16 protein-coding genes are annotated in these 18,663 nt (G+C 74.5%); 10 read left to right on the forward strand and 6 right to left on the reverse strand.

Translation table 11 applies throughout. The annotated features are described in order from the left end of the window. The first annotated feature begins 28 nt into the window (after positions 1-28). The 3 genes from ACWD6N_RS02040 (at position 29) to ACWD6N_RS02050 (ending at position 3,663) form a co-directional block, all read left to right on the forward strand. Positions 29-1,603 (forward strand): trypsin-like peptidase domain-containing protein, encoded by a 1,575-nt coding sequence (locus ACWD6N_RS02040; protein ID WP_354963786.1) that lies wholly within the window; start codon positions 29-31, stop codon positions 1,601-1,603. Between the two features lie 178 nt (positions 1,604-1,781). Beyond that, positions 1,782-2,453, forward strand: coding sequence for a BON domain-containing protein (locus ACWD6N_RS02045; RefSeq protein WP_354963787.1), 672 nt, complete (start codon positions 1,782-1,784; stop codon positions 2,451-2,453). A 100-nt stretch (positions 2,454-2,553) separates the two neighbouring features. Continuing rightward, positions 2,554-3,663, forward strand: a complete 1,110-nt coding sequence (locus tag ACWD6N_RS02050) for a glycosyltransferase family 4 protein (protein WP_387325995.1) — start codon at positions 2,554-2,556, stop codon at positions 3,661-3,663. A gap of 31 nt (positions 3,664-3,694) precedes the next feature. Here ACWD6N_RS02050 and ACWD6N_RS02055 read toward each other — a convergent pair whose 3' ends face one another. Further along, entirely contained in the window at positions 3,695-4,063 is a 369-nt protein-coding gene (locus ACWD6N_RS02055) for a hypothetical protein (RefSeq protein WP_387325997.1), read from the reverse strand. A 62-nt stretch (positions 4,064-4,125) separates the two neighbouring features. After that, complete coding sequence (locus tag ACWD6N_RS02060) at positions 4,126-5,028, reverse strand: serine/threonine-protein kinase (RefSeq protein ID WP_354963789.1); 903 nt, start codon at positions 5,026-5,028, stop codon at positions 4,126-4,128. A 165-nt stretch (positions 5,029-5,193) separates the two neighbouring features. Here ACWD6N_RS02060 and ACWD6N_RS02065 point away from each other — a divergent pair, with 165 nt between their 5' ends. The 6 genes from ACWD6N_RS02065 (at position 5,194) to ACWD6N_RS02090 (ending at position 13,370) form a co-directional block, all read left to right on the forward strand. Beyond that, on the forward strand, positions 5,194-6,027 hold the full coding sequence (locus tag ACWD6N_RS02065) for a patatin-like phospholipase family protein (protein WP_354963790.1): 834 nt from the start codon (positions 5,194-5,196) through the stop codon (positions 6,025-6,027). Continuing rightward, the gene (locus tag ACWD6N_RS02070) at positions 6,027-7,043 is read left to right on the forward strand and encodes a 1-acyl-sn-glycerol-3-phosphate acyltransferase (protein WP_450004376.1); all 1,017 of its coding nucleotides are present in this window, start codon (positions 6,027-6,029) and stop codon (positions 7,041-7,043) included. The genes ACWD6N_RS02065 and ACWD6N_RS02070 overlap by 1 nt, the downstream gene beginning before the upstream one ends. A 9-nt stretch (positions 7,044-7,052) precedes the next feature. Further along, positions 7,053-7,373, forward strand: a complete 321-nt coding sequence (cutA, locus tag ACWD6N_RS02075) for a divalent-cation tolerance protein CutA (RefSeq protein ID WP_354963792.1) — start codon at positions 7,053-7,055, stop codon at positions 7,371-7,373. Positions 7,374-7,421: 48 nt separating this feature from the next. Continuing rightward, a complete protein-coding gene (locus ACWD6N_RS02080; RefSeq protein WP_387326002.1) occupies positions 7,422-10,850 on the forward strand; it encodes an SCO7613 C-terminal domain-containing membrane protein in 3,429 nt (1,142 codons plus the stop codon). Between the two features lie 131 nt (positions 10,851-10,981). Then, positions 10,982-12,034 (forward strand): fatty acid desaturase family protein, encoded by a 1,053-nt coding sequence (locus ACWD6N_RS02085; RefSeq protein WP_354963794.1) that lies wholly within the window; start codon positions 10,982-10,984, stop codon positions 12,032-12,034. A gap of 184 nt (positions 12,035-12,218) precedes the next feature. After that, positions 12,219-13,370: an FHA domain-containing protein gene (locus ACWD6N_RS02090; protein WP_354963795.1), complete on the forward strand. Its 1,152-nt coding sequence runs from the start codon at positions 12,219-12,221 to the stop codon at positions 13,368-13,370. Between the two features lie 50 nt (positions 13,371-13,420). On the opposite strand, the gene rocD is transcribed toward ACWD6N_RS02090, so the two are convergent. The 3 genes from rocD to ACWD6N_RS02105 form a co-directional block, all read right to left on the reverse strand. Next, on the reverse strand, positions 13,421-14,635 hold the full coding sequence (gene rocD, locus ACWD6N_RS02095; protein ID WP_354964008.1) for an ornithine--oxo-acid transaminase: 1,215 nt from the start codon (positions 14,633-14,635) through the stop codon (positions 13,421-13,423). Further along, the gene (gene ddaH / locus ACWD6N_RS02100) at positions 14,635-15,450 is read right to left on the reverse strand and encodes a dimethylargininase (protein WP_354964009.1); all 816 of its coding nucleotides are present in this window, start codon (positions 15,448-15,450) and stop codon (positions 14,635-14,637) included. The genes rocD and ddaH overlap by 1 nt, the downstream gene beginning before the upstream one ends. Positions 15,451-15,999: 549 nt before the next feature. Next, positions 16,000-16,827 (reverse strand): thrombospondin, encoded by an 828-nt coding sequence (locus tag ACWD6N_RS02105; protein WP_387326006.1) that lies wholly within the window; start codon positions 16,825-16,827, stop codon positions 16,000-16,002. A 131-nt stretch (positions 16,828-16,958) separates the two neighbouring features. Here ACWD6N_RS02105 and ACWD6N_RS02110 point away from each other — a divergent pair, with 131 nt between their 5' ends. Continuing rightward, positions 16,959-17,768 (forward strand): Fpg/Nei family DNA glycosylase, encoded by an 810-nt coding sequence (locus ACWD6N_RS02110; RefSeq protein WP_354963797.1) that lies wholly within the window; start codon positions 16,959-16,961, stop codon positions 17,766-17,768. Between the two features lie 12 nt (positions 17,769-17,780). On the opposite strand, the gene ACWD6N_RS02115 is transcribed toward ACWD6N_RS02110, so the two are convergent. Next, a complete protein-coding gene (locus ACWD6N_RS02115) occupies positions 17,781-18,647 on the reverse strand; it encodes an aminoglycoside phosphotransferase family protein (protein WP_354963798.1) in 867 nt (288 codons plus the stop codon). Positions 18,648-18,663 lie beyond the last annotated feature (16 nt).

An 18,663-nucleotide genomic window follows, 5' to 3' on the forward strand; every position in this document is an offset into this window, starting at 1 on the left:
TCGCAGTGGCCGGGGAGAAGGTAGTTCCATGACCGAGTTCGAGTCCGACCCGCAGCGCCGGCCGGCCCCCACCGACGCCGACCCCACCGCCGAGCTGCCGCGCGACGAGCGCGCGCAGTCCGACTCCCCGACCACCCCTGTTCCGGTCGTCCCGACCACCGGCGACACGGTGACCGCCGCGAACCCGCCCGTGCCGGCCGAGCCCGCAGCGCCCGCGGGATACGCCGGCCAGCAGGCCAGCGCACCGCCGGCCGCCGGGCAGCCGACCGGGTACGAGCCTCCCGCCGGCACCCACTCCGCGCCGCCGTACCCGGTCTCCGGCCAGCCGGGCTACCCGCAGCCGACCGCCGCCCGGTACCCCGGCGCCCCGTGGTACCCCGGCCAGCAGTCCGGCTGGGCCGGCGGGGGCCAGCCGGGCATGGCGTACCAGCAGCAGCACCAGCAGCACCAGCAGCACCCGGGGCAGCACCAGCAGTACCAGCAGCACCCGGGGCAGCCTGTGCCGCCCTGGGGCCCGCAGGCCACGCCGCCCGGCACCGGGCCCCGGCCCGGCCGGATCGCCAAGTTCGCCGGCGCGGGCGTCGCCGTGTTCGCCCTCATGCTCGGCTCCGGCGTGGCCGGTGGCGCGCTCGCGCTCGCCCTCGACGGCGACGGTGGTGGCGTCACCCGCACCTACTCCGCGGCCCCGGTGCTCAACAGCGCCGACCTGCCGAAGATCGCCGCCGCCGTGCAGGACAGCGTCGTCTCCATCGCCACCACCAGCGGCGAGGGCTCCGGCGTGGTGCTCAGCGCCGACGGCTACGTGCTCACCAACAACCACGTGGTCGCCTCCGCCGCCGGTGACACCGTGCAGGTGGTCTTCGCCGACGGCAAGAACGCGCAAGCGAAGATCGTCGGTACCGACCCGAAGACCGACCTGGCCGTGGTGAAGGCCGACGGGGTGAGCAACCTCAAGCCGGCCACCTTCGGCGACAGCGACGGCATGCAGGTTGGCGACCAGGTGCTCGCCCTGGGCAGCCCGCTCGGCCTGCAGGGGTCGGTGACCGCGGGCATCCTCAGCGCCCGGGACCGCACCATCCGGGCCGGTGAGGGCCAGCCCCAGGACCCGAACCAGCAGGGCCAGGCGGTCAGCTCGATCTCCGGCCTGCTCCAGACCGATGCCCCGATCAACCCCGGCAACTCCGGTGGCGCCCTGGTCAACACCCGTGGCGAGGTGATCGGCGTCAACACCGCCATCGCCACCTCCGGGCAGAGCACCGGCAACATCGGCGTCGGGTTCGCGATCCCCAGCAACAAGGCCAAGGACGTCGCGGGCAAGCTCCAGCGCGGCGAGAAGGTCAGCCACCCGTCGCTCGGGGTCGGCGTCAACCAGGCCGAGGGCGGCGGTGCCCTGGTCGCGTCGGTCACCCCGGGCAGCGCTGCCGACAAGGCCGGCTTCCAGCGGGGCGACGTGATCTCCCGGTTCGGCGACAAGGCCGTCAACGACTCCGACGACCTGGTCGGCGCGGTGCAGGCCGGCAAGGTCGGCGACCGCGTCCAGGTGCAGTTCAAGCGCAACGGCACCGAGAAGACCGTGACCGTGACGCTCGCCGAGACGTCCTGACCGATATCTGAACCTGCCTCCTCCCTCCGGCGGCGGGTGGCGGGGCCAAGGGGGTTGGCTCCGTCACCCGCCGCTCTTTTCCGCCCTGACGGCGGTTCACCCGATCCGGGTGAACCGCCGTCACCCGTACGCCGGGCACGGTCGGCAGGCGATCCGGCGACGTACGGGGGTGGATGCCATGAGCACGGCGACGGATGTCCGCGACGACCAGCGGATCCAGCGCGACGTCCTGGCCGAGCTGGCCTGGGACGCGCGGCTGCAACCGAACGAGATCGGCGTGACCGTCGACCAGGGTGTGGTCACCCTGACCGGATTCGTGGACGGGGCCGCCCGCGGCTGGGCGGCGATCCGCTGCGCGCAGCGGGTCCGCGGGGTGCGGGTGGTCGCCGACGAGATCGAGGTGCGGCTGCCGGGCACACCGGGGCGTACCGACGCCGAGATCGCCATCGCCGCCAGCCGGGCGCTGGAGTGGGACAGCTTCGTGCCGGCCGAACGGCTGGACGTGACCGTGGCCAACGGCTGGCTGATGCTCCGCGGCGAGGTCGAGTTCGGCTGGCAGCGCCGCACCGCGGAGGGGGAGCTGCGCCGGTTGGACGGCGTACGGGGGATCACCAACCTGGTCGAGGTGCGTCCGCCGGCGCCACCGGCCGGTGACCGGCTGCGCCGGGACGTCCAGCGCGCGCTGCTGCGGACGCTCGGCGGCGACCGGGTGACGGTCGAGGTGGACGGCGACACGCTGGTCCTCGCCGGGGTGGTCCGCTCGTGGTGGGAACGCGACCAGGTCGAGCGGGTGGCCTGGTCCGCGCCCGGGGTGCGGGTCGTGCACGACCAGCTCCTGGTCGGCGGGTGATCGTCCGTCTTGTCCGGTTTACCGGCGACGACATGGGGAAACCGCCGCGGACCATTCCGACCGGCGGCGACACCGGGCCGGGGAGCGACGGGGAGGACTCGTGGCCGTGAACCACCCGCCCGCCCGTGCCTCGGAGCGGCCGTTGCGCATCGCGATGGTGGTGCCGCCGTGGCTGTCCGTGCCGCCGCCCGGCTACGGCGGCCTCGAGCAGGTGGTCGCCGGGCTGGTGGACGCGCTGACCGGGCACGGGCACGCGGTGACGCTGTTCGGTGCCGGTGTACACCACGGCACCGCCGCCGGTGACTTCGTCTCCACCGTTCCGGAGGTCCAGTACCCGCGACTCGGCGAGTCGTTGCCCGAACTGGCCCACCTGGCCCGGGTGAATCGGATGATCACGGCCGGCGATTTCGACGTGATCCACGACCACACCACCATCGGCCCGCTCGTGGCCGGTCGCCGGGCGGTGCCGACGGTGGCGACGGTGCACGGCAACCCGGTGGGGGAGTACGGCGACGTGCTCGGTGAGGTGGACCGGGGCGTCGCCCTGGTGGCCATCTCGCACGCCCAGCGCCGGCTCAACCCGGTCCTGCCCTGGGCCGGCACGGTGCACAACGCGCTGGACCTGCGCGGGTTTCCGCGCAAGTTCGCGCCCGGTCCCGGGCCGGTGCTGTGGCTGGCCCGGTTCAGCCCGGACAAGGGCCCGGACGTCGCCATCCGGGCGTGCCGGGCGGCCGGGCTGCCGCTGCTGCTGGCCGGCAAGTGCAACGAGCCGGCCGAACGCCGGTACTACGAGCAGGTCGTCGCGCCGCTGGTCGGCGACGACGTGACCGTCGTGTTGAACGCCGACCGCGCGGAGACCCTGCGGATGTTGGTCGACGCCCGCTGTCTGATCATGCCGATCCAGTGGGAGGAACCGTTCGGCATGGTGATGTTGGAGGCGATGGCCACCGGGACTCCGGTGGTCGCCTTCGACCGGGGTGCGGTGCCGGAGCTGGTCCTGCCCGGAGTGACCGGTCTGGTCTGCGAGCAACCGGAGGAGCTACCCGCGGCGTTGCTCGCGGCGAAGGGGCTCGACCCGGCGGCGTGCGTGGCGCACGTCGCGGAGAACTTCTCGGTCGAGCGGTTGGCGTACGGCTACGAGGAGGTCTTCCGACGCGTACTCGCCGGCCGGCACGACGTCCGCGAGTCGGTCCGGGTGGCGGCCCGCTGACCGGCCCGCCCCGCTGCCGTCGGAGCCCGGATCAGACCCGGGCGGCACCCAGCTCGGCGATGGCGGCGTCCAGCCGCTCCGCGTACGCCGGACTGATGCCGCCCTCGCCCAGCCGGACCGTGACCTTCTCGCGCAGCCGGGCCACCGGCGGGGCCAGGTCGTTGCGACCGGAGCCGACCGCGGCGGTCAGGTTACGCAGCTCGTTGCGCAGGTCGAGGCCGACGTCGGCGCGGATCTCCCCGGCGGTCAACCCGGCGCCGATCAACCCGTCGACCCGGTTGGCGGCCTCCACCAGGCTGCCCGGCCCGGCGGAGGGCGAGCCGGTGCTCCGTGGTGCCGGCGGCGCCGCGGCCGGGGCGGACGACTCGGTGACCGGCGGGCCGCTCGACGCGGTCGGCACCGGACCGGTGGTGGGCTGCGTCCGCGGTGTCGCCCGCTGCTCGGGCAGCAGGGCCGCGACGGTCAGCCGCCGGCCGCAGGGGCGGGGGTTGCCGGCGGCCGGGGCGGCGTGGGTGCCGGGGTGGTGTCGGTCGGCAGCAGGTGCTCACGCAGCACCGTGGCGACCTGCCGGGCGGTCGACCGCTCGGCCGGATCCCGGGCAAGGCTGCGCAGGCAGACCCGGGCCACCTCAGGGGGCAGCTCCGGCAGCCCGGCCAGCGTCGGCGGCGGGCCGCTGGCCAGCGCGTCGCTGAGCTGCTCCCAGGTGTCCGCCAGGTAGGGGACGCGGCCGGTCAGCGCCTCGTGCAGCAGTACGCCGAGTGAGTACACGTCGGTCGCCGGCTGGGCGGGCGCGCCGTCGAGCCGTTCCGGGGCCACGTACGCCGGGGTGCCGAAGGTGCCGCCGTCCTCGTCCTCGTCGGGAGCGCCGATCCGGGTGGCGATGCCGAAGTCGAGCACCTTGACGCCCACCTCGGTCATCATCACGTTGGCCGGGGTGATGTCCCGGTGCACGATGCCGAGCCGGTGCGCGGCGGCCAGCGCGTCCGCGACCTGCGCGCCCACCCGGACCGCCTCGGCCCACGGCAGCGGGCCCTCGGTGAGCCGCAGCTTCAACTCCTCACCGCTGAGCAGCTCCATCACCACGAAGGAGGTGATGGCGCCGTCCGGGGCGACGGTCTCGCCGTAGTCGTGCACCGAGGTCACGTGCGGGTGCACCAGCTGGGCGGCGGCCCGGGCCTCCTCGCGCACCATGTCCCGGAACCGGGCGTCGGCGGCCAGCGACGGCGCGAGCACCTTGAGCGCGACGACCCGGTCCAGCACCTCGTCCCGTGCGCGCCAGATGACCGACATGCCGCCGGCGCCGATCTGGTCGACAAGCCGGTACCTGCGGGCCAGCAACCGGCCCGCGTGCAGTGCTGCCTTCACGGATCGCACCTGCCTCGGGGTGGGAGCGGTATCAGGTTGCGCGAATGCGTCCGGGCTGTCAACGGTCGTCACTGTCCGCCCCTCGATCCGCGCCGGTCGGGTGCGCCCGCCACCGCGCGGCGGTGGCCGACCGGTCGGCGGCACGCCCGTGCCAGGATGGGTGGCATGGCGGGGGGACCGGTGGCGTTCGTACTCGGGGGCGGGGGAGTGCTCGGCGCGGTCGAGGTGGGCATGTTGCGTGCCCTGTTCCGCGCCGGGATCCAACCCGACATGGTGCTCGGCACCTCGATCGGCGCGGTCAACGGCGCGCTGGTCGCGGCCGACCCGTCGGAGGCGGTGACCGACCGGCTGGTCCGGCTCTGGGCCTCGCCGGAGGCCAGCGAGGTGTACGGCGACTCGGTCGCCCGGCAGCTGCGCCGCTTCGCCGCCCGGACCCACCTGCACTCGCCCCGGCCACTGCGCCGCGTGCTCGAAGCCGAGCTGGGTGTGGACACCACCTTCGCCGACCTGCGGGTGCCGTTCCGCTGCTGTGCCGCGCACATCGAGCGGGCCGCCGAGCACTGGTTCGACAGTGGCCCCGTGGTGCCGGCCGTGCTCGCGTCGGCCTCGGTGCCGGGGCTGCTCCCACCCACCGAGATCGACGGTGCGCACTACGTGGACGGTGGCATCGTCAACTCCATACCGATCGGCGAGGCGGTGGCCGTCGGCGCGAAGCAGATCTTCGTCCTTCAGGTGGGCCGGATCGAACGGGAGCTGACGCCGCCCCGGCGGCCGTGGGAGATCGCGCAGGTGGCGTTCGAGATCTCCCGCCGGCACCGGTTCTTCCGTGAGTTGGCGGCGCTGCCCGAGGGGGTGGAGGTGCACGTCCTGCCGACCGGTGGGCTGAACCCGCGCGACGACACCCCGTGGGCGTACCGCGACATGGCGGCGGTGGGGCGGCGGATCAGCCGCGCGTACACCGCCTCCCGACGCTACCTCGCGACCCACGTGGTGCGGTGATGCCGCTGCCGCCCAGGTGGCTGCGCCGGTTGCTGTTCGCCCCCGTTGTGGTGCTGCTCGCGGTCACCGTGGTGACCACCCTGCCGGTCTGGGCGCTGCTCGCCGCGGCCGCCTCCCCGCTGGTCCCGGGCCGGTTGCGCCCACTGCGGCTGTTCTGGATCGGTTGCGTCTATCTGGTCTGGGACGCCGCCGCGCTGCTCGCGCTCTTCGCGCTCTGGGTCGCCTCCGGCTTCGGCTGGCGGAGCCGGTCGCCGGCCCTCCAGCGCGCGCACTACCTGCTGGCCGGCTGGTTCCTGCGGGCCCTGTTCTGGCAGGCCCGTTGGACACTGCGGCTGCGTATCGACGTGGTGGGCACCGACCCGGACACCGCGCTGCCGGGCCGGCCCGAGTTGGTGCTCTGCCGGCACGCCGGGCCGGGCGACTCGTTCATCCTGATCCACGGGCTGGTCAACTGGTTCAACCGGGAGCCCCGGATCGTGCTCAAGGACAGCCTCCAGTGGGACCCGGCGATCGACGTGCTGCTCAACCGGCTGCCCAACCGGTTCATCGCGCCGACACCGGAGCGCGGCGAGGAGACGGTGCGCCAGGTCGGGCACCTGGCCACCGGCCTGGACGACAACGACGCGTTCGTGATCTTCCCGGAGGGCGGCAACTTCACCCCCAAACGGAGGCTGCGTGCCATCGCCCGGCTGCGCTCCCTCGGGCTGGAGCGGATGGCGTTGCGCGCGGAGCGGATGCGGCACGTGCTCGCCCCGCAGCCCGGCGGGATGCTCGCCGCGCTGGACGCCGCCCCGGACGCCGGGGTCATCTTCGTCGCCCACACCGGGCTGGACCGGATGCTCACCGTCGCCGACGTGTGGCGGGAACTGCCGATGGACAAGCGGATCGTGATGCGGTTCTGGTCGGTGCCGCCGGAGGACGTACCGACCGGACGGCAGGAACGCATCGACTGGCTCTACGACTGGTGGGCGAAGATCGACACCTGGATCGCGGCCAACCGGGACGGCGCCGCGTAGGGTGCGGTCGTGGACCAGATCTGCGTGGTGACGACGGTGGTGGATGCCCGTTCGGTCGCCGACCTGCTGGCGGCCGCAGCCGTCGCAGGACGGCTCGCCGCCTGCGCCCAGGTCAGCGGCCAGGTGGACAGCACCTACTGGTGGCGGTCCGGGGTGGAGACCAGTACCGAGTGGTCGGTGCAGTTCAAGACCGCGCCCGACCGGCTCTCCGCGCTCGTGGACCAGATCCGGACCAGCCACCCATACGAGGTTCCGGAGATCCTGGTGTCCAGGGTGGAGAGTGGCGACCCCGGTTACGCCACCTGGGTGCACGAGCACACCCGCCCCTGAGTACGCGCACTCTGGGCTCGCCCCCGGTGGCGCTTCGAGAATGACCGCGTGGATGACACCGGCTACCCCTGCCCCGCCTGCGGCGCCCCGGCCGACCTGAGCGCCGGCTGCGGCGGCTGTCGCCGCCCGCCTGACCCGACCGCCGCCGAGGTGGTCCGGCTGGGCCGGGAGGTCGCGCGGCTCGGGCCCGAGGTGGAGCGGGCCCGCCGGACGTACGCCGAGCTGGCCGGGCGGCTGGCGGCCAGTTCCCGGCGCCGGGACGAGCTGGCCGCGATCGTTCGTGCCGGGGTGGCCGCGTCCGTCCCGGCGCGTCCGGTGTCCTCCACGGGGGCGGAGACGCCCAACGGGCCGGGGGTGGCGGCCTCGGCCGCCGCGGGGGCCCCGGCGCCGGGAGCGGCGGAGACGTCGACCCGGACGGTCCAGGGCCTGCTCTTCGTCCTCGGTGGACTCCTGCTGGGCACGGCGGCGGTGGTCTTCACCGCGGTGGCCTGGGCGGCGGTGGGGGTCGGTGGACGGGCGCTGATCCTGGCGGCGGTCACGGCGCTCGCCCTGGCCGTCCCGCTGGTGGCGGTCCGTCGGGGGCTGCGCGGCACGGCGGAGACGTTCGCCGCGGTGGGGCTGCTGCTGGTGGTGCTGGACGGCTACGCGGCCTGGTCGGTGGACCTGGCAGGGGTGGCCGGCTGGCCGGGCAGCAGGTACGCCGCGCTGGTCGGGGGGGCCAGCGCGGCGGTCGCCGCGGCGTACGCCCGGTGGAGCCGGTTGACCGGGCCCTGGTTCGCCGCCCTGCTGGCCGCCCAGCCGGTGCTGCCGTTGCTCGCCGTGGAGGCGCGGCCGGGCCCGGCCGGTTGGGCGCTGGTCCTGCTCGGGGTGGCGCTGCTGAACCTGGCCGTGCTGGCCGGGTTGCGCGACGGGGGAGGGCGGGCGCGGCTGGCCGGCCGGGTGCTGTCCGGGGTCGGGCACGTCGCCGCGTTGGTCGGTGCCGCCGGGTGTGCCCTGGTGCCGCTGCTGCTCGGCCGGGCGGCCGGTGCGCCGCTGCTGGCCGGGGGGCCGCTGCTGCTGGTGGCGCTGACCGGGCTCGGCTCGGCCGGGCTGGTCGGGGGACGGGTGCTGCGCGCGGTGGCCGCCGGGCTGCTGGTGCCGGTGCTCGCTGCCGCGCTCCTGCGCCCGGTGGCCGAACTACGGCCGTCGTCGCTGCTGATCGCGGCGGCCACGGTGGCTCTCGGGCTGGCCGGCGCGGTACGGCTGCTGCCGCCCGGCTGGCGGACCGGCCCGCGGGCCGGGGCGCTTCTGGTCGCGGCGGGCACGGTGCAGATCGCGGCGCTGATCACCGGCGGGCTGGCGGTCGCCGCCGTCGGGCGGTCGCTGCCGCCGTGGCACGGTGCCGGGACGGGGCCGGAGCTGGACTGGGGCTGGCAGGTGGCACCCGCCCTGGCGCTGGCGCTCGGCGCGTCGACGCTGCTGCTGCCCCGCGGCGCGCGGGTGGTGGTCGCCACGGCCGGCGCGGTGGTCGTGCTGCTCGCCCTGCCCGTCGGCTGGGCGGTCGCCTGGCCGGCCGTGGTGGCCGTGGACCTGGTCGGTGGGGCCGTGCTGCTGCTCGCCGTGCTGGCCCGACCGGCGCTCCGGCCGACCACACTGCTCACCGGGGCGCTCGGCGGCGCCGTCCTGCTCGGGCACGGCCTGCTGGTGGCCCTGGCCGCTCCGGCCGGTGCCCTGGTGGCACTCGGGACGATCACCGTGCTCGGCCTGGCGCTGGCCGTGCGACGGGCCGCCGGCCCGTACCGGCGGGTGGCCGGCACCGGCCTGCTGGTCGCGCAGGTCGCGCTGCCCGGGGTCGCCGCGCTGGCGCTGTTCGCCGCGGACGCGCCGCCCTGGTGGCAGGCACGGGTCGCGCTGGTCGCCGCCGGGCTTCCGCTGGTCGCGGTGCTCGCGACGCATCGGCACCGGGTGGAGCTGACGGGGTACGCGGTGAGCGGTGCCGTGGTCGCGGTGAGCCTGCCCGGGCTGGCGCCGCTCGTCGTGGCGGGAAACGAGCCGTTCGCGCCGTACGCCGCGCTGGCGGCGTTGGGCGTCGCGCTCGTCGCCCGCTGGGACCGGCCGGCGAACGGCCGGTCGGGCCTGCTGGCGGTGGCCGGCGTCGTTCTGGTGGCGGTCGCGGTGCTGGCCGCGCTGCCGGCGCTGCTGACCGCGCTCACGGCACCGTACGGCAACCGGGGTCCGGTCTGGTCGGGAGTCCCTGCGGTCGTCGCCGACCCGACGGCGCTACCGGCCGCGCTGGCGCTGGTCGTGCTGGCGGTGGCCGCCGTGCTGACGGTTCGGGCGGTCGACCCGCCGCTGCTGCGCGCGCTGCCGTTTGGCGCGGCCGCGCTGCCGGTACTGCTCGTCGCGGTCGGCGCGCCCTGGCCGCTGCTGCCGGCCGCAGTCCTGCTCGCCGGGTTGGCCGCGCTGCTGCTCGCCGCGCTGGCCGTGCCCCGCCCGGCGCTCGTGCCGATCGCCGTGCCGGCGGGGATGGTGCTGGCCGCCTCCGGCGTGGTGGGGCTGCTGGTCACCCGGGCCGGCACCCTCGCCGCCGAGGGTGCGCTGCTGGTGGCTGCGGTGGTGGTCGCCGTCGGAGCGCGAAACGTCGAGGTACGCCTCGTTGGTTGCCTCGCCGCGGTGGGGGCGGCGTCGGCGCTGGCAGTGACCGCCCCGCTCGCCGGTGGGCTGCCGCTCCGGGCAGCGGCGTACCCGTTGCTGGCGGTGGCCGCGCTGGTCCTGGCGGTCGCCGCCGCGTCGAGCCCGCCGGGGGCGGCCCGTGGAGATTCGTCGGCGCGGGCCCGGGCCGGGCGGGTGCTGGATGCCGCCGCGCAGGCCGTGGCGCTGGTGGCGGTGCTGTTCGCCGTCGAGGTGGCGCGGCACCTCGCCACCATCTGCGTGCTCTGGGGTGTCGCCGTCGCGCTGCGGCTGCTGCGCCCGGGCGAGCCGGCGGCACGGCGGTGGTCGTTCGCCGCCATCGCCGCCGGCAGCGAGCTGCTCGGGGCGTGGGTGCTGATGGCAGCCGGCGGGGTGACCGTGCTGGAGGCGTACACCCTGCCGGCTGCGGCGCTCGCCCTCGGCGCGGGCCTGCTGGCACTGCGCACCCGGCCCGATCTGACCAGCTGGCCGGCGCTCGGCCCGGGGCTGGTCGCGGCGTTGCTGCCGAGCCTGGTGTCGGTGTTGGCCGGGCCGGACCCGCAGCCGTGGAGGCGGCTGCTGCTCGGCGCGGCAGCGCTGGGCGCGGTGCTGGCCGGCGCCACCCGCCGGTGGCAGGCTCCGGTGCTGCTCGGCGGCGGGGTGCTGGCGGTGCTGGCGCTGCACGAGCTCGCCCGCGGCTGGGACCTGCTGCCCCGGTGGATCTACCTGGGTGCCGGCGGGCTGGCGTTGATCGGGCTCGCCGCGAGCTACGAGCGGCGGCGGCGCGACCTGGCCCGGCTGCGCGACGCGGTGGCGCGGCTCGGCTGAGCGAATGGGGGGTAGGGCTCGCCCTACCCCCCATTCGGGGGTTGTCAGGGTTACTCAGAGCAACTGATCCCGGGAGACTTGAGTCGGCCCGGTCCACCCCGGTACGGGCGTGAGCGGGAACGGGAGCAGCAATGGCGCTCGGAGCGGTGGCGGAACCGCCGGTACGACGGCGAGGCAGTGACTACGCACAGTTGTCCCGACGGATCAGCCAGGCGGGCCTGCTGGAGCGGCGGCCCGGCTGGTACGTCGCCCGCATCCTGCTCACCCTCGGCGCCTTCGTGGCCGGCTGGGTCGCCGTGTTCCTCGTCGGCGACTCCTGGTGGCAGCTGCCGCTCGCGGCCGTGATGGCGGTGGCCACGACCCAGGTCGCGTTCCTCGGTCACGACGCCGGGCACCGCCAGATGTTCCGTCGACGGGGTCCCAGCGAGCTGGTGGGGTTGTTCGCCGGCAACGCGGCGGTGGGACTGAGCTACGGCTGGTGGGTCGACAAGCACAACCGGCACCACGCGAACCCGAACCACGAGGACGAGGACCCGGACGTCGGCGCGGGCGCCCTGGTCTGGACGCCGGAGCAGGCGCTGGAGACCCGAGGTTTCGGTCGCTGGATGGCCAAGCGGCAGGCGTACTTCTTCTTCCCGATGCTGTTCCTCGAGGGCCTGAACCTGCACGTGGCGAGCATCCGGGCGATCGTCGGCCGGGGCCCGGACGGCCGGTACGCCACGCCGATGCGGCACCGGGCGGTCGAGGCCGGCCTGCTCCTCGCGCACACCGCCGGTTACGTGGCGCTGCTGCTGGCTGTCATGTCGCCCGGGAAGGCACTGGTCTTCGCCGCCGTGCACCAGGGGCTGTGGGGCCTCTACATGGGCTGCGCGTTCGCGCCGAACCACAAGGGCATGCCGATGCCGACCGCTGAGGACGAGCTGGACTTCCTGCGCAAGCAGGTGCTGACCTCCCGCAACGTGCGGGGCAGCCGGTTCGTGGACACCGCGCTCGGTGGGCTCAACTACCAGATCGAGCACCACCTGTTCCCGAACATGCCCCGGGCCAACCTGCGCCGGGCCCAGCCGATCGTCCGCGCCTACTGCGCCGAGCAGGGCATCTCGTACGCCGAGACCGGGCTGGTCGAGTCGTACCGGCAGGCGCTCGGCCACCTGCACGAGGTGGGCCAGCCGCTGCGCGGCTGAGCACGGAGGCCGCTGAGCCGCCCGACACCCCGCCACCGCTGGTCGATGCCGCTCGCCGACCCCGGTAGGGTCGGCGCATGGCAGACCTGCTCACCGCGGAAGCGGTCCGAGACGACCTCGGCGGGGTCACCCACCGCGACATCGACCTCGCCCGCCGGATCGACGAGTTCATCCGGAGCGCCCGATGAGGTTCGAGATCAGCAAGGTGCTGGACGCCATCGAGGGTCGCGTCTGCACCGACCCGTCGCTGGTCCGGGCGGTGCTCGACCTGGCCGAGGTGATTCGCTACCAGGACATCGACGGCGGCCGGCCGGCCAGCCTGCTGCGGCTCGGCATGGTCATCGACGCGCTCTCCCGTGAGCTGGAGGAGGACAGCGTCCAGGTCTACGCGGTGGTGCACCGGGCACTGCTCTCCGACGCCGATCTCACCTCCAACGAGCGGATGGTGGTCCGGCGCTGGGCCGACGACGGGCTCGTCGAGGTGCTCGACAACCCGGGCGACCGGATGCTGGAAGTCGCCGACCTGCTTGGGCTGCCGGTGCTCAGCCGGGTCCGCTTCGACGGGCTGCGCGGGCGGTTCCCGTGGCTGGTCGAGCAGCCCGGTCGGTTGCTCGCCCCGGTGCCCGGTGCCGGCGGACCGGCGTTCATCGCGCACGTCGGGGGCGGGCACTCGCCGGTTGCCGGCACCCGCTCGCCAACCGGGGCGAAGCTGCTGGCCCGCCAGTGGCGCTGCCCCGAGCCGGGCTGCGCGCTGTTCGGTGGCGGTGGTGGAGGCGGCGCGTTCGCCGACCTCGCCCGGGTGGAGCGCAGCCCGGCCGGGCAGCCGCCGCCCGCGCTGCGCGGTGGCGTACCGACCTGCCCCCGGCACGGCGCACGGCTCGGCGACGGCGGGCCCCGGCCGCGTACGGAGGTGCTCGCGGTACGCGTCGGCGGCCTGGTCCGGCGGCGGTTCGTGCTCAGCGAGGAGCAGCCGGTGCTGGCCGGCCGGGCCCCGGAGCAGGACGGCGGGATCATGCTCGGGCAGTGGCTCAACGACGAGGCCCGACGGTGGATCAGTCGTGGCCACGTCCGCTTCGAGCTGCGGGTCGGCGAGGTCGTGGTGACCGACGTCAGCACCAACGGCTCGGGCATCCGGCCGGCCGGCTCGATGGCCGAGGCGGACCGCATCGCCCTGGCGCCACAGCAGTCCCGGGTGCTGGGTGAGGGCGACATGGTGGAGCTCTACCCCGGGGTGCAGATCGGCCGGGCCGAGGAACTGCCCGCCGGCGCCCCGTTCACCCCCACCTCGGTGATGGCCGAGGCCCCCACCATGGCGATGCGCCTACCTCGCCCCTGACGCGAAAGGCGGGCGTCGGTCCCGACGCCCGCCTTTCATCACGTTCCGGGTCAGCCGGCCAGCACGGCCGCGAGCTGAGCGACCGCGAGGTCGATCTCCTCCTCGGTGATCACCAGCGGCGGGGCGAGCCGGATGGTGGAGCCGTGCGTGTCCTTGGCGAGCACGCCGCGCTCGGCGAGCCGCTCACACGCCTCGCGCCCGCTCATCAGCGCGGGGTCGATGTCCAGACCGGCCCAGAGACCGCGGACGCGTACCCCGACCAGGCCCTTGCCGACCAGCCCCTCCAGACCAGCCCGCAGCCGCTCGCCCAGCTCGGCCGAGCGGCGCTGGAACTCGCCGGTGGCCAGCAGCCGGACCACCTCGATCGCCACCGCGCAGGCCAGCGGGTTGCCACCGAAGGTGGAGCCGTGCTGGCCGGGCTTGAGCACGCCGAGCACGTCGGCGTTCGCGGCCACCGCGGAGACCGGCACGATGCCGCCGCCGAGCGCCTTGCCCAGCAGGTACATGTCGGGCACGACGCCCTCGTGGTCACAGGCGAAGGTCGCACCGGTACGCCCCAGCCCGGACTGGATCTCGTCGGCGATGAAGAGCACGTTGCGCTCGGTGCACACCTCGCGTACGCCCGGCAGGTAGCCGTCCGGCGGCACCACCACGCCCTGCTCGCCCTGGATCGGCTCCAGCAGAACGGCCACGGTGTTCTCGTCGATGGCGGCGGCCAGCGCGTCCAGGTCGCCGTACGGGACCACGGTGAAGCCCGGGGTGTACGGCCCGAAGTCGGCGCGGGCGTCCTCGTCGGTCGAGAAGCTCACGATGGTGGTGGTCCGGCCGTGGAAGTTGCCCTCGGCCACCACGATGTTGGCCTGACCGGCGGGCACGCCCTTGACCTGGTAGCCCCACTTGCGGGCCACCTTGATCCCGGTCTCCACCGCCTCGGCGCCGGTGTTCATCGGCAGCACCAGGTCCTTGCCGCACAGCTCGGCCAGCTCCCGGCAGAAGTCGGCGAACTGGTCGTGGATGAAGGCCCGGCTGGTCAGCGTCAGCCGGTCGAGCTGCGCGTGCGCGGCGGCGATCAGCTGCGGGTGCCGGTGGCCGAAGTTGAGCGCCGAGTAGCCGGCCAGGCAGTCCAGGTAGCGCCGGCCGTCCACGTCGGTGAGCCAGGCGCCCTCGGCGGAGGAGATCACCACCGGCAGGGGGTGGTAGTTGTGCGCCGTCCAGCGCTCGGCGTCCCGGACCGCTCCCGGCGTCCGCAGGATGTCATCCACGATCACTTGCTTGCCTTTCCCTGACGGAGTCGCAGCGTGCAACACTTCGGTCCGCCGCCGGCCTTACGCAGCTCGGACAGGTCGACACCGATGGTCTCGTAGCCCCGGTCGCGCAGCTTGGCGGCCAGGTCGGTGGCCTGCGCGGGCAGCACCACGTGCCGCCCGTCGCTGACCGCGTTCAGCCCCAGCACCTCGGCGTCGGCCATGGTGGCGTGCACGGCGTCGGGGAAGAGCCGGCGCAGCACGGCCTGGCTGCCGGGGGAGAACGCCTCGGGCAGGTACGCCACGGTCCGCTCGTCGAGCACGGTCAGCGCGGTGTCCAGGTGGTAGAAACGCGGGTCGACCAGCTGCATGGTGATCACCGGGTAGCCGAAGACCTCCTGCAACTGGGCGTGCGAGGCGTGCGCGGTGCGGAAGCCGGTGCCGGCCAGCAGGTGGTCGCCGGCCAGCAGGACGTCGCCCTCGCCCTCGTTGACGTGCTTCGGGTCGTACATCTCGAAGCCGGCGGCCTCGAACCAGGCCCGGTAGGCCGGGGCTTCGTCGGCGCGCTGCGGGTCGCGGAACTGCACGGCCATCGCCTTGCCGTCGATCACGGTGCCGCCGTTGGCGGCGAAGACCATGTCGGGCAGGCCGGGCACCGGAGTGATCTCCTCGACGGTGTGGCCCAGGTCGCGGTACGTCTGGCGCAGCTGCTCCCACTGCCGGACGGCCAGGTCGGCGTCGACCGGCGCGCTCGGGTCCATCCAGGGGTTGATCGCATAGTCGACGGCGAAGTACGTCGGCCGGCACATCAACAGGCGCTGGCTGGTGGCGTCCATCGTCATTGTGGTGCTCCCAGGTGTCGGGCGCGCCCGGCCACCGTGGCCAACGGGCTGGCGCCGTTGCTCAACGTTATGCGGCGTCAGCGGCAGGATCCACCACTGAGAGTTGCGCGGACCGAACATTCGTTGCGTATGGATGGTCCGCGACTGCGATTCGTTGCGTCAGAGCTTGGCGAGGCGGGATTCGTGTTTCCGGCCACTGGTTGTCGCCGTGCTCGAGGTCGTCTGGCGCGTCGACCAGCGGGTCGGGTGAGCCTTCGTGCGGCCTTTGCTCTGCTTCAACGGGCGCAACACGCGACGTCCGTTTACCGGACGTGCGGTGTTGCGTGGGGTGAAGCAGAGCAAAGGACACCGTGCACGTGGTCCTCCGCGCTGCGGGACTCCTCGTGACGGGCCTGGCGAGCTGGGCCGGAAAACACTTCAGGGGCGGCGAACCCGCCGCCCCTGAAAGGGTGTCGCCCGGCCGGTGAACCACCGGGGTGTTCGGGCTGCCGGCGAACCACCGGCTTTTCGCCGGTGCATCACCGGCGAGCGGAACAGTGCCCGCTAGAAACGGTCGACAAACTGTGAGTCGAGCCACTCGCGGAAGCGCTGCACCCAGTCGCCGTCGGTGGTCGGCCAGTCGAACTGGCCGGTCGTCGCCAGCACGCCGATCACCACCGCGGCCAGCCCGATCAGTACGCCGAACAGCGCGTCGGTCTTGCCGGCGACGTGCCGGCGGCGGGTGGCCATCAGGCCGAGCACCGAGAGCACCGCGCCGAGGGCGCCGAGCCCGATGCCGTACCCGGCCAGGGTGCCGGTCAGCACGAAGAGCGCACCGGCGACGGAGACGATCAGGCCGAGGGTGGCGAGCAGGCTGGCCCGTGGCCTCGGGCCGCGCGTCACCGTCGGCTCGGGCGCGGTCCGGTCGGGGGTCGGGTCGAATGGGCGGTCGGTCGAGACCCGGTCCGTCGTGTCGGGTCGCCGGGTCGTGCTGGCGAGGTCGGCGTCCCGGTCGGCGGTGCGCTCGGTGGTCGGGTCGGTGCCGGGCCGGGGCTCGGTCTCCACGGGCCGGGCGGTGGCGGGCCGTGGATCGGTCTCCGCCGGTCGGCCGGTGGCGGCTCGTGCAACCGCCGCCCGCTCGCTCGCCCGCCGCTCGGCCTCACCGGCCTGGTCACCGGTCGCCGTGGGGCTGCGGTACGTCGTCTGGTCGGCGTCCCGCTCGGTGACCACGGGGCGGCCCGCAGTCTCGTCGTCGGGTCGGCTCACGCGGGCCGCCGATTCGTCCCGGCCCTCGACGACCGGGGTGTCGCGGCCGTCAATGCGGCCGTCGAGGTTCTCGTCCCGCGTCGGTGCCGGCTCGGACCGGCGGGACAGCGAAGGAATCCTGACCACAACACACCTCCTGATGAATGCGTGGTGGCCGACGGAACGGGTGGCACCCACGCGGTACCGCCCTGAAATACCCACCTGGGCGTTTCCTGACACCAATCCCGGGTACGGCCGACTCGCTATCCTTGGCACCCGTGCCAGAGGGACACACCATCCACCGCCTGGCGGCCCGGCACGCCGAGTTGTTCGCCGGGGACAAGCTGCACGCCGCCAGCCCGCAGGGCCGCTTCGCCGAGGGCGCCGCCCGGCTCTCCGGCACCGTCCTGGAGAGCACCGAGGCGTACGGCAAGCACCTGCTGCACCACTACGCCGGTGAGCTGACGCTGCACGTGCACCTCGGGCTGTACGGGAAGTTCACCGACGGGTCGGGGGAGCCGCCGGAGCCGGTCGGCCAGGTGCGGCTGCGGCTGGCCAGCGACCGGCACTGGCTGGACCTGCGCGGGCCCACCGCCTGTGAGCTGCTCACCCCGCCCGAGGTGGTCGCACTGCGAGACCGCCTCGGGCCGGATCCGCTGCGCGCCGATGCCGATCCCGAGCGGGCGTACGCCCGGATCTCCCGCAGCCCGACGCCGCTGGCCGCGCTGCTGCTGGACCAGTCGGTGGTGGCCGGTACCGGGCTGATCTTCGTGACCGAGGCGCTGTTCCGGGCCGGGCTGCCGCCGACGATGCCCGGTCGAGGGCTGACCCGTGCCGGTTGGGACGCGCTCTGGGTCGACCTGGTCGGGTTGATGCGGCTCGCGGTCGAGCACGGCCGGATCGACACCGTGCGCGACGCGCACCTGCCGGAGGCGATGGGGCGGCCGGACCGGGTGGACCGGCACGGTGGCGAGGTCTACGTCTACCGCCGCCCCGGCGCGCCCTGCCACGTCTGCGGCACCGAGGTCAGCCGCGGCGAGCTGGCCGGGCGCAACCTCTACTGGTGCCGTACCTGCCAGCCCGCCTGATCGGCCGGTCGGTCACTGCTCGTCGAGCAGCCACCGGACCACCTCGACGTTGTGCGCGAGAAGCGCGTCGCCGTCGAGACTCCAGGCCAGCGTGTGCCCGATCGTCCAACCCCGGACCCGCTCCCGGTCCAGCCCGAGCTCGGTGCTGAGCCGGTCCAGCCGGTGCTGGACGGCGGCCGGCGAGTGGCCGAGCTCCCGACCGCGCACCATCGGCACGACCGAGAAATCCCGCTCGCCGGTCAGCGGCTTCGGGTCGATCACCAGCCACGGCTCCCGGTCGGCGGCAAGCACGTTGCCGGCGTGCAGGTCCTGGTTGACCAGCACCTGCTCGCCCTGGCTCGACGCCAGATCGGTGAGCAGGGCGAGCGCCGCGTCGAGCAGCCGCCGCTCGTACGGCCGGCCGGCCCGTTCCCACTTGCGGGGCATCCGGTCGATCCAGCCGGCGGCCTCCTCGGCCAACGGGGTGAACGGCGCGCCGGCCGGCCGCCAGAGCCGGGGCAGCAGCCCGGTCACCGCGTCCAGCGCCCGGTCCACGGGCAGCTCGTGCAGCGGAGTGCCGGGTTGGCAGCGCTCCACCAGAAGGGCGCGTCGTTCCGGGTCGTGTGCGAGCGGCCGGATCGCCCCGTCGCCGTCCCAGTGGGCCAGCGCGTCGGCCTCGTGCCGGCTGTCCTCGTCGGGGTACTGGAGCTTCAGAACCGCCGGAGTGCCGTCGGGCAGGTCGGCGGGGAGCGCCAGGGAGGCGTAGGCGTACCGAAAGGGCGAGCCGAGTCGTAGCGACCATCGCTCGGTGCACTCCGTCAGCCATGTCGGGAGTGTGGCGAGCCAGGCCCGGCCCGCCGGTGACGCACGTACCCAGTCAAGTCCCTCGGGTAGATCCATCCGGCCATCCTGGGGC

The sequence above is a fragment of the Micromonospora sp. NPDC005163 genome (genome assembly GCF_053599835.1).

Bases quoted from the DNA above. Each gene is read 5' to 3' on its own strand.
- ACWD6N_RS02040 (WP_354963786.1), top strand. From the start codon at position 29: ATGACCGAGTTCGAGTCCGACCCGCAGCGCCGGCCGGCCCCCACCGAC.
- ACWD6N_RS02045 (WP_354963787.1), top strand. From the start codon at position 1,782: ATGAGCACGGCGACGGATGTCCGCGACGACCAGCGGATCCAGCGCGAC.
- ACWD6N_RS02065 (WP_354963790.1), top strand. From the start codon at position 5,194: ATGGCGGGGGGACCGGTGGCGTTCGTACTCGGGGGCGGGGGAGTGCTC.
- ACWD6N_RS02070 (WP_450004376.1), top strand. From the start codon at position 6,027: ATGCCGCTGCCGCCCAGGTGGCTGCGCCGGTTGCTGTTCGCCCCCGTT.
- ACWD6N_RS02085 (WP_354963794.1), top strand. From the start codon at position 10,982: ATGGCGCTCGGAGCGGTGGCGGAACCGCCGGTACGACGGCGAGGCAGT.
- ACWD6N_RS02090 (WP_354963795.1), top strand. From the start codon at position 12,219: ATGAGGTTCGAGATCAGCAAGGTGCTGGACGCCATCGAGGGTCGCGTC.
- ddaH (WP_354964009.1), bottom strand. From the start codon at position 15,450: ATGGACGCCACCAGCCAGCGCCTGTTGATGTGCCGGCCGACGTACTTC.
- ACWD6N_RS02115 (WP_354963798.1), bottom strand. From the start codon at position 18,647: ATGGATCTACCCGAGGGACTTGACTGGGTACGTGCGTCACCGGCGGGC.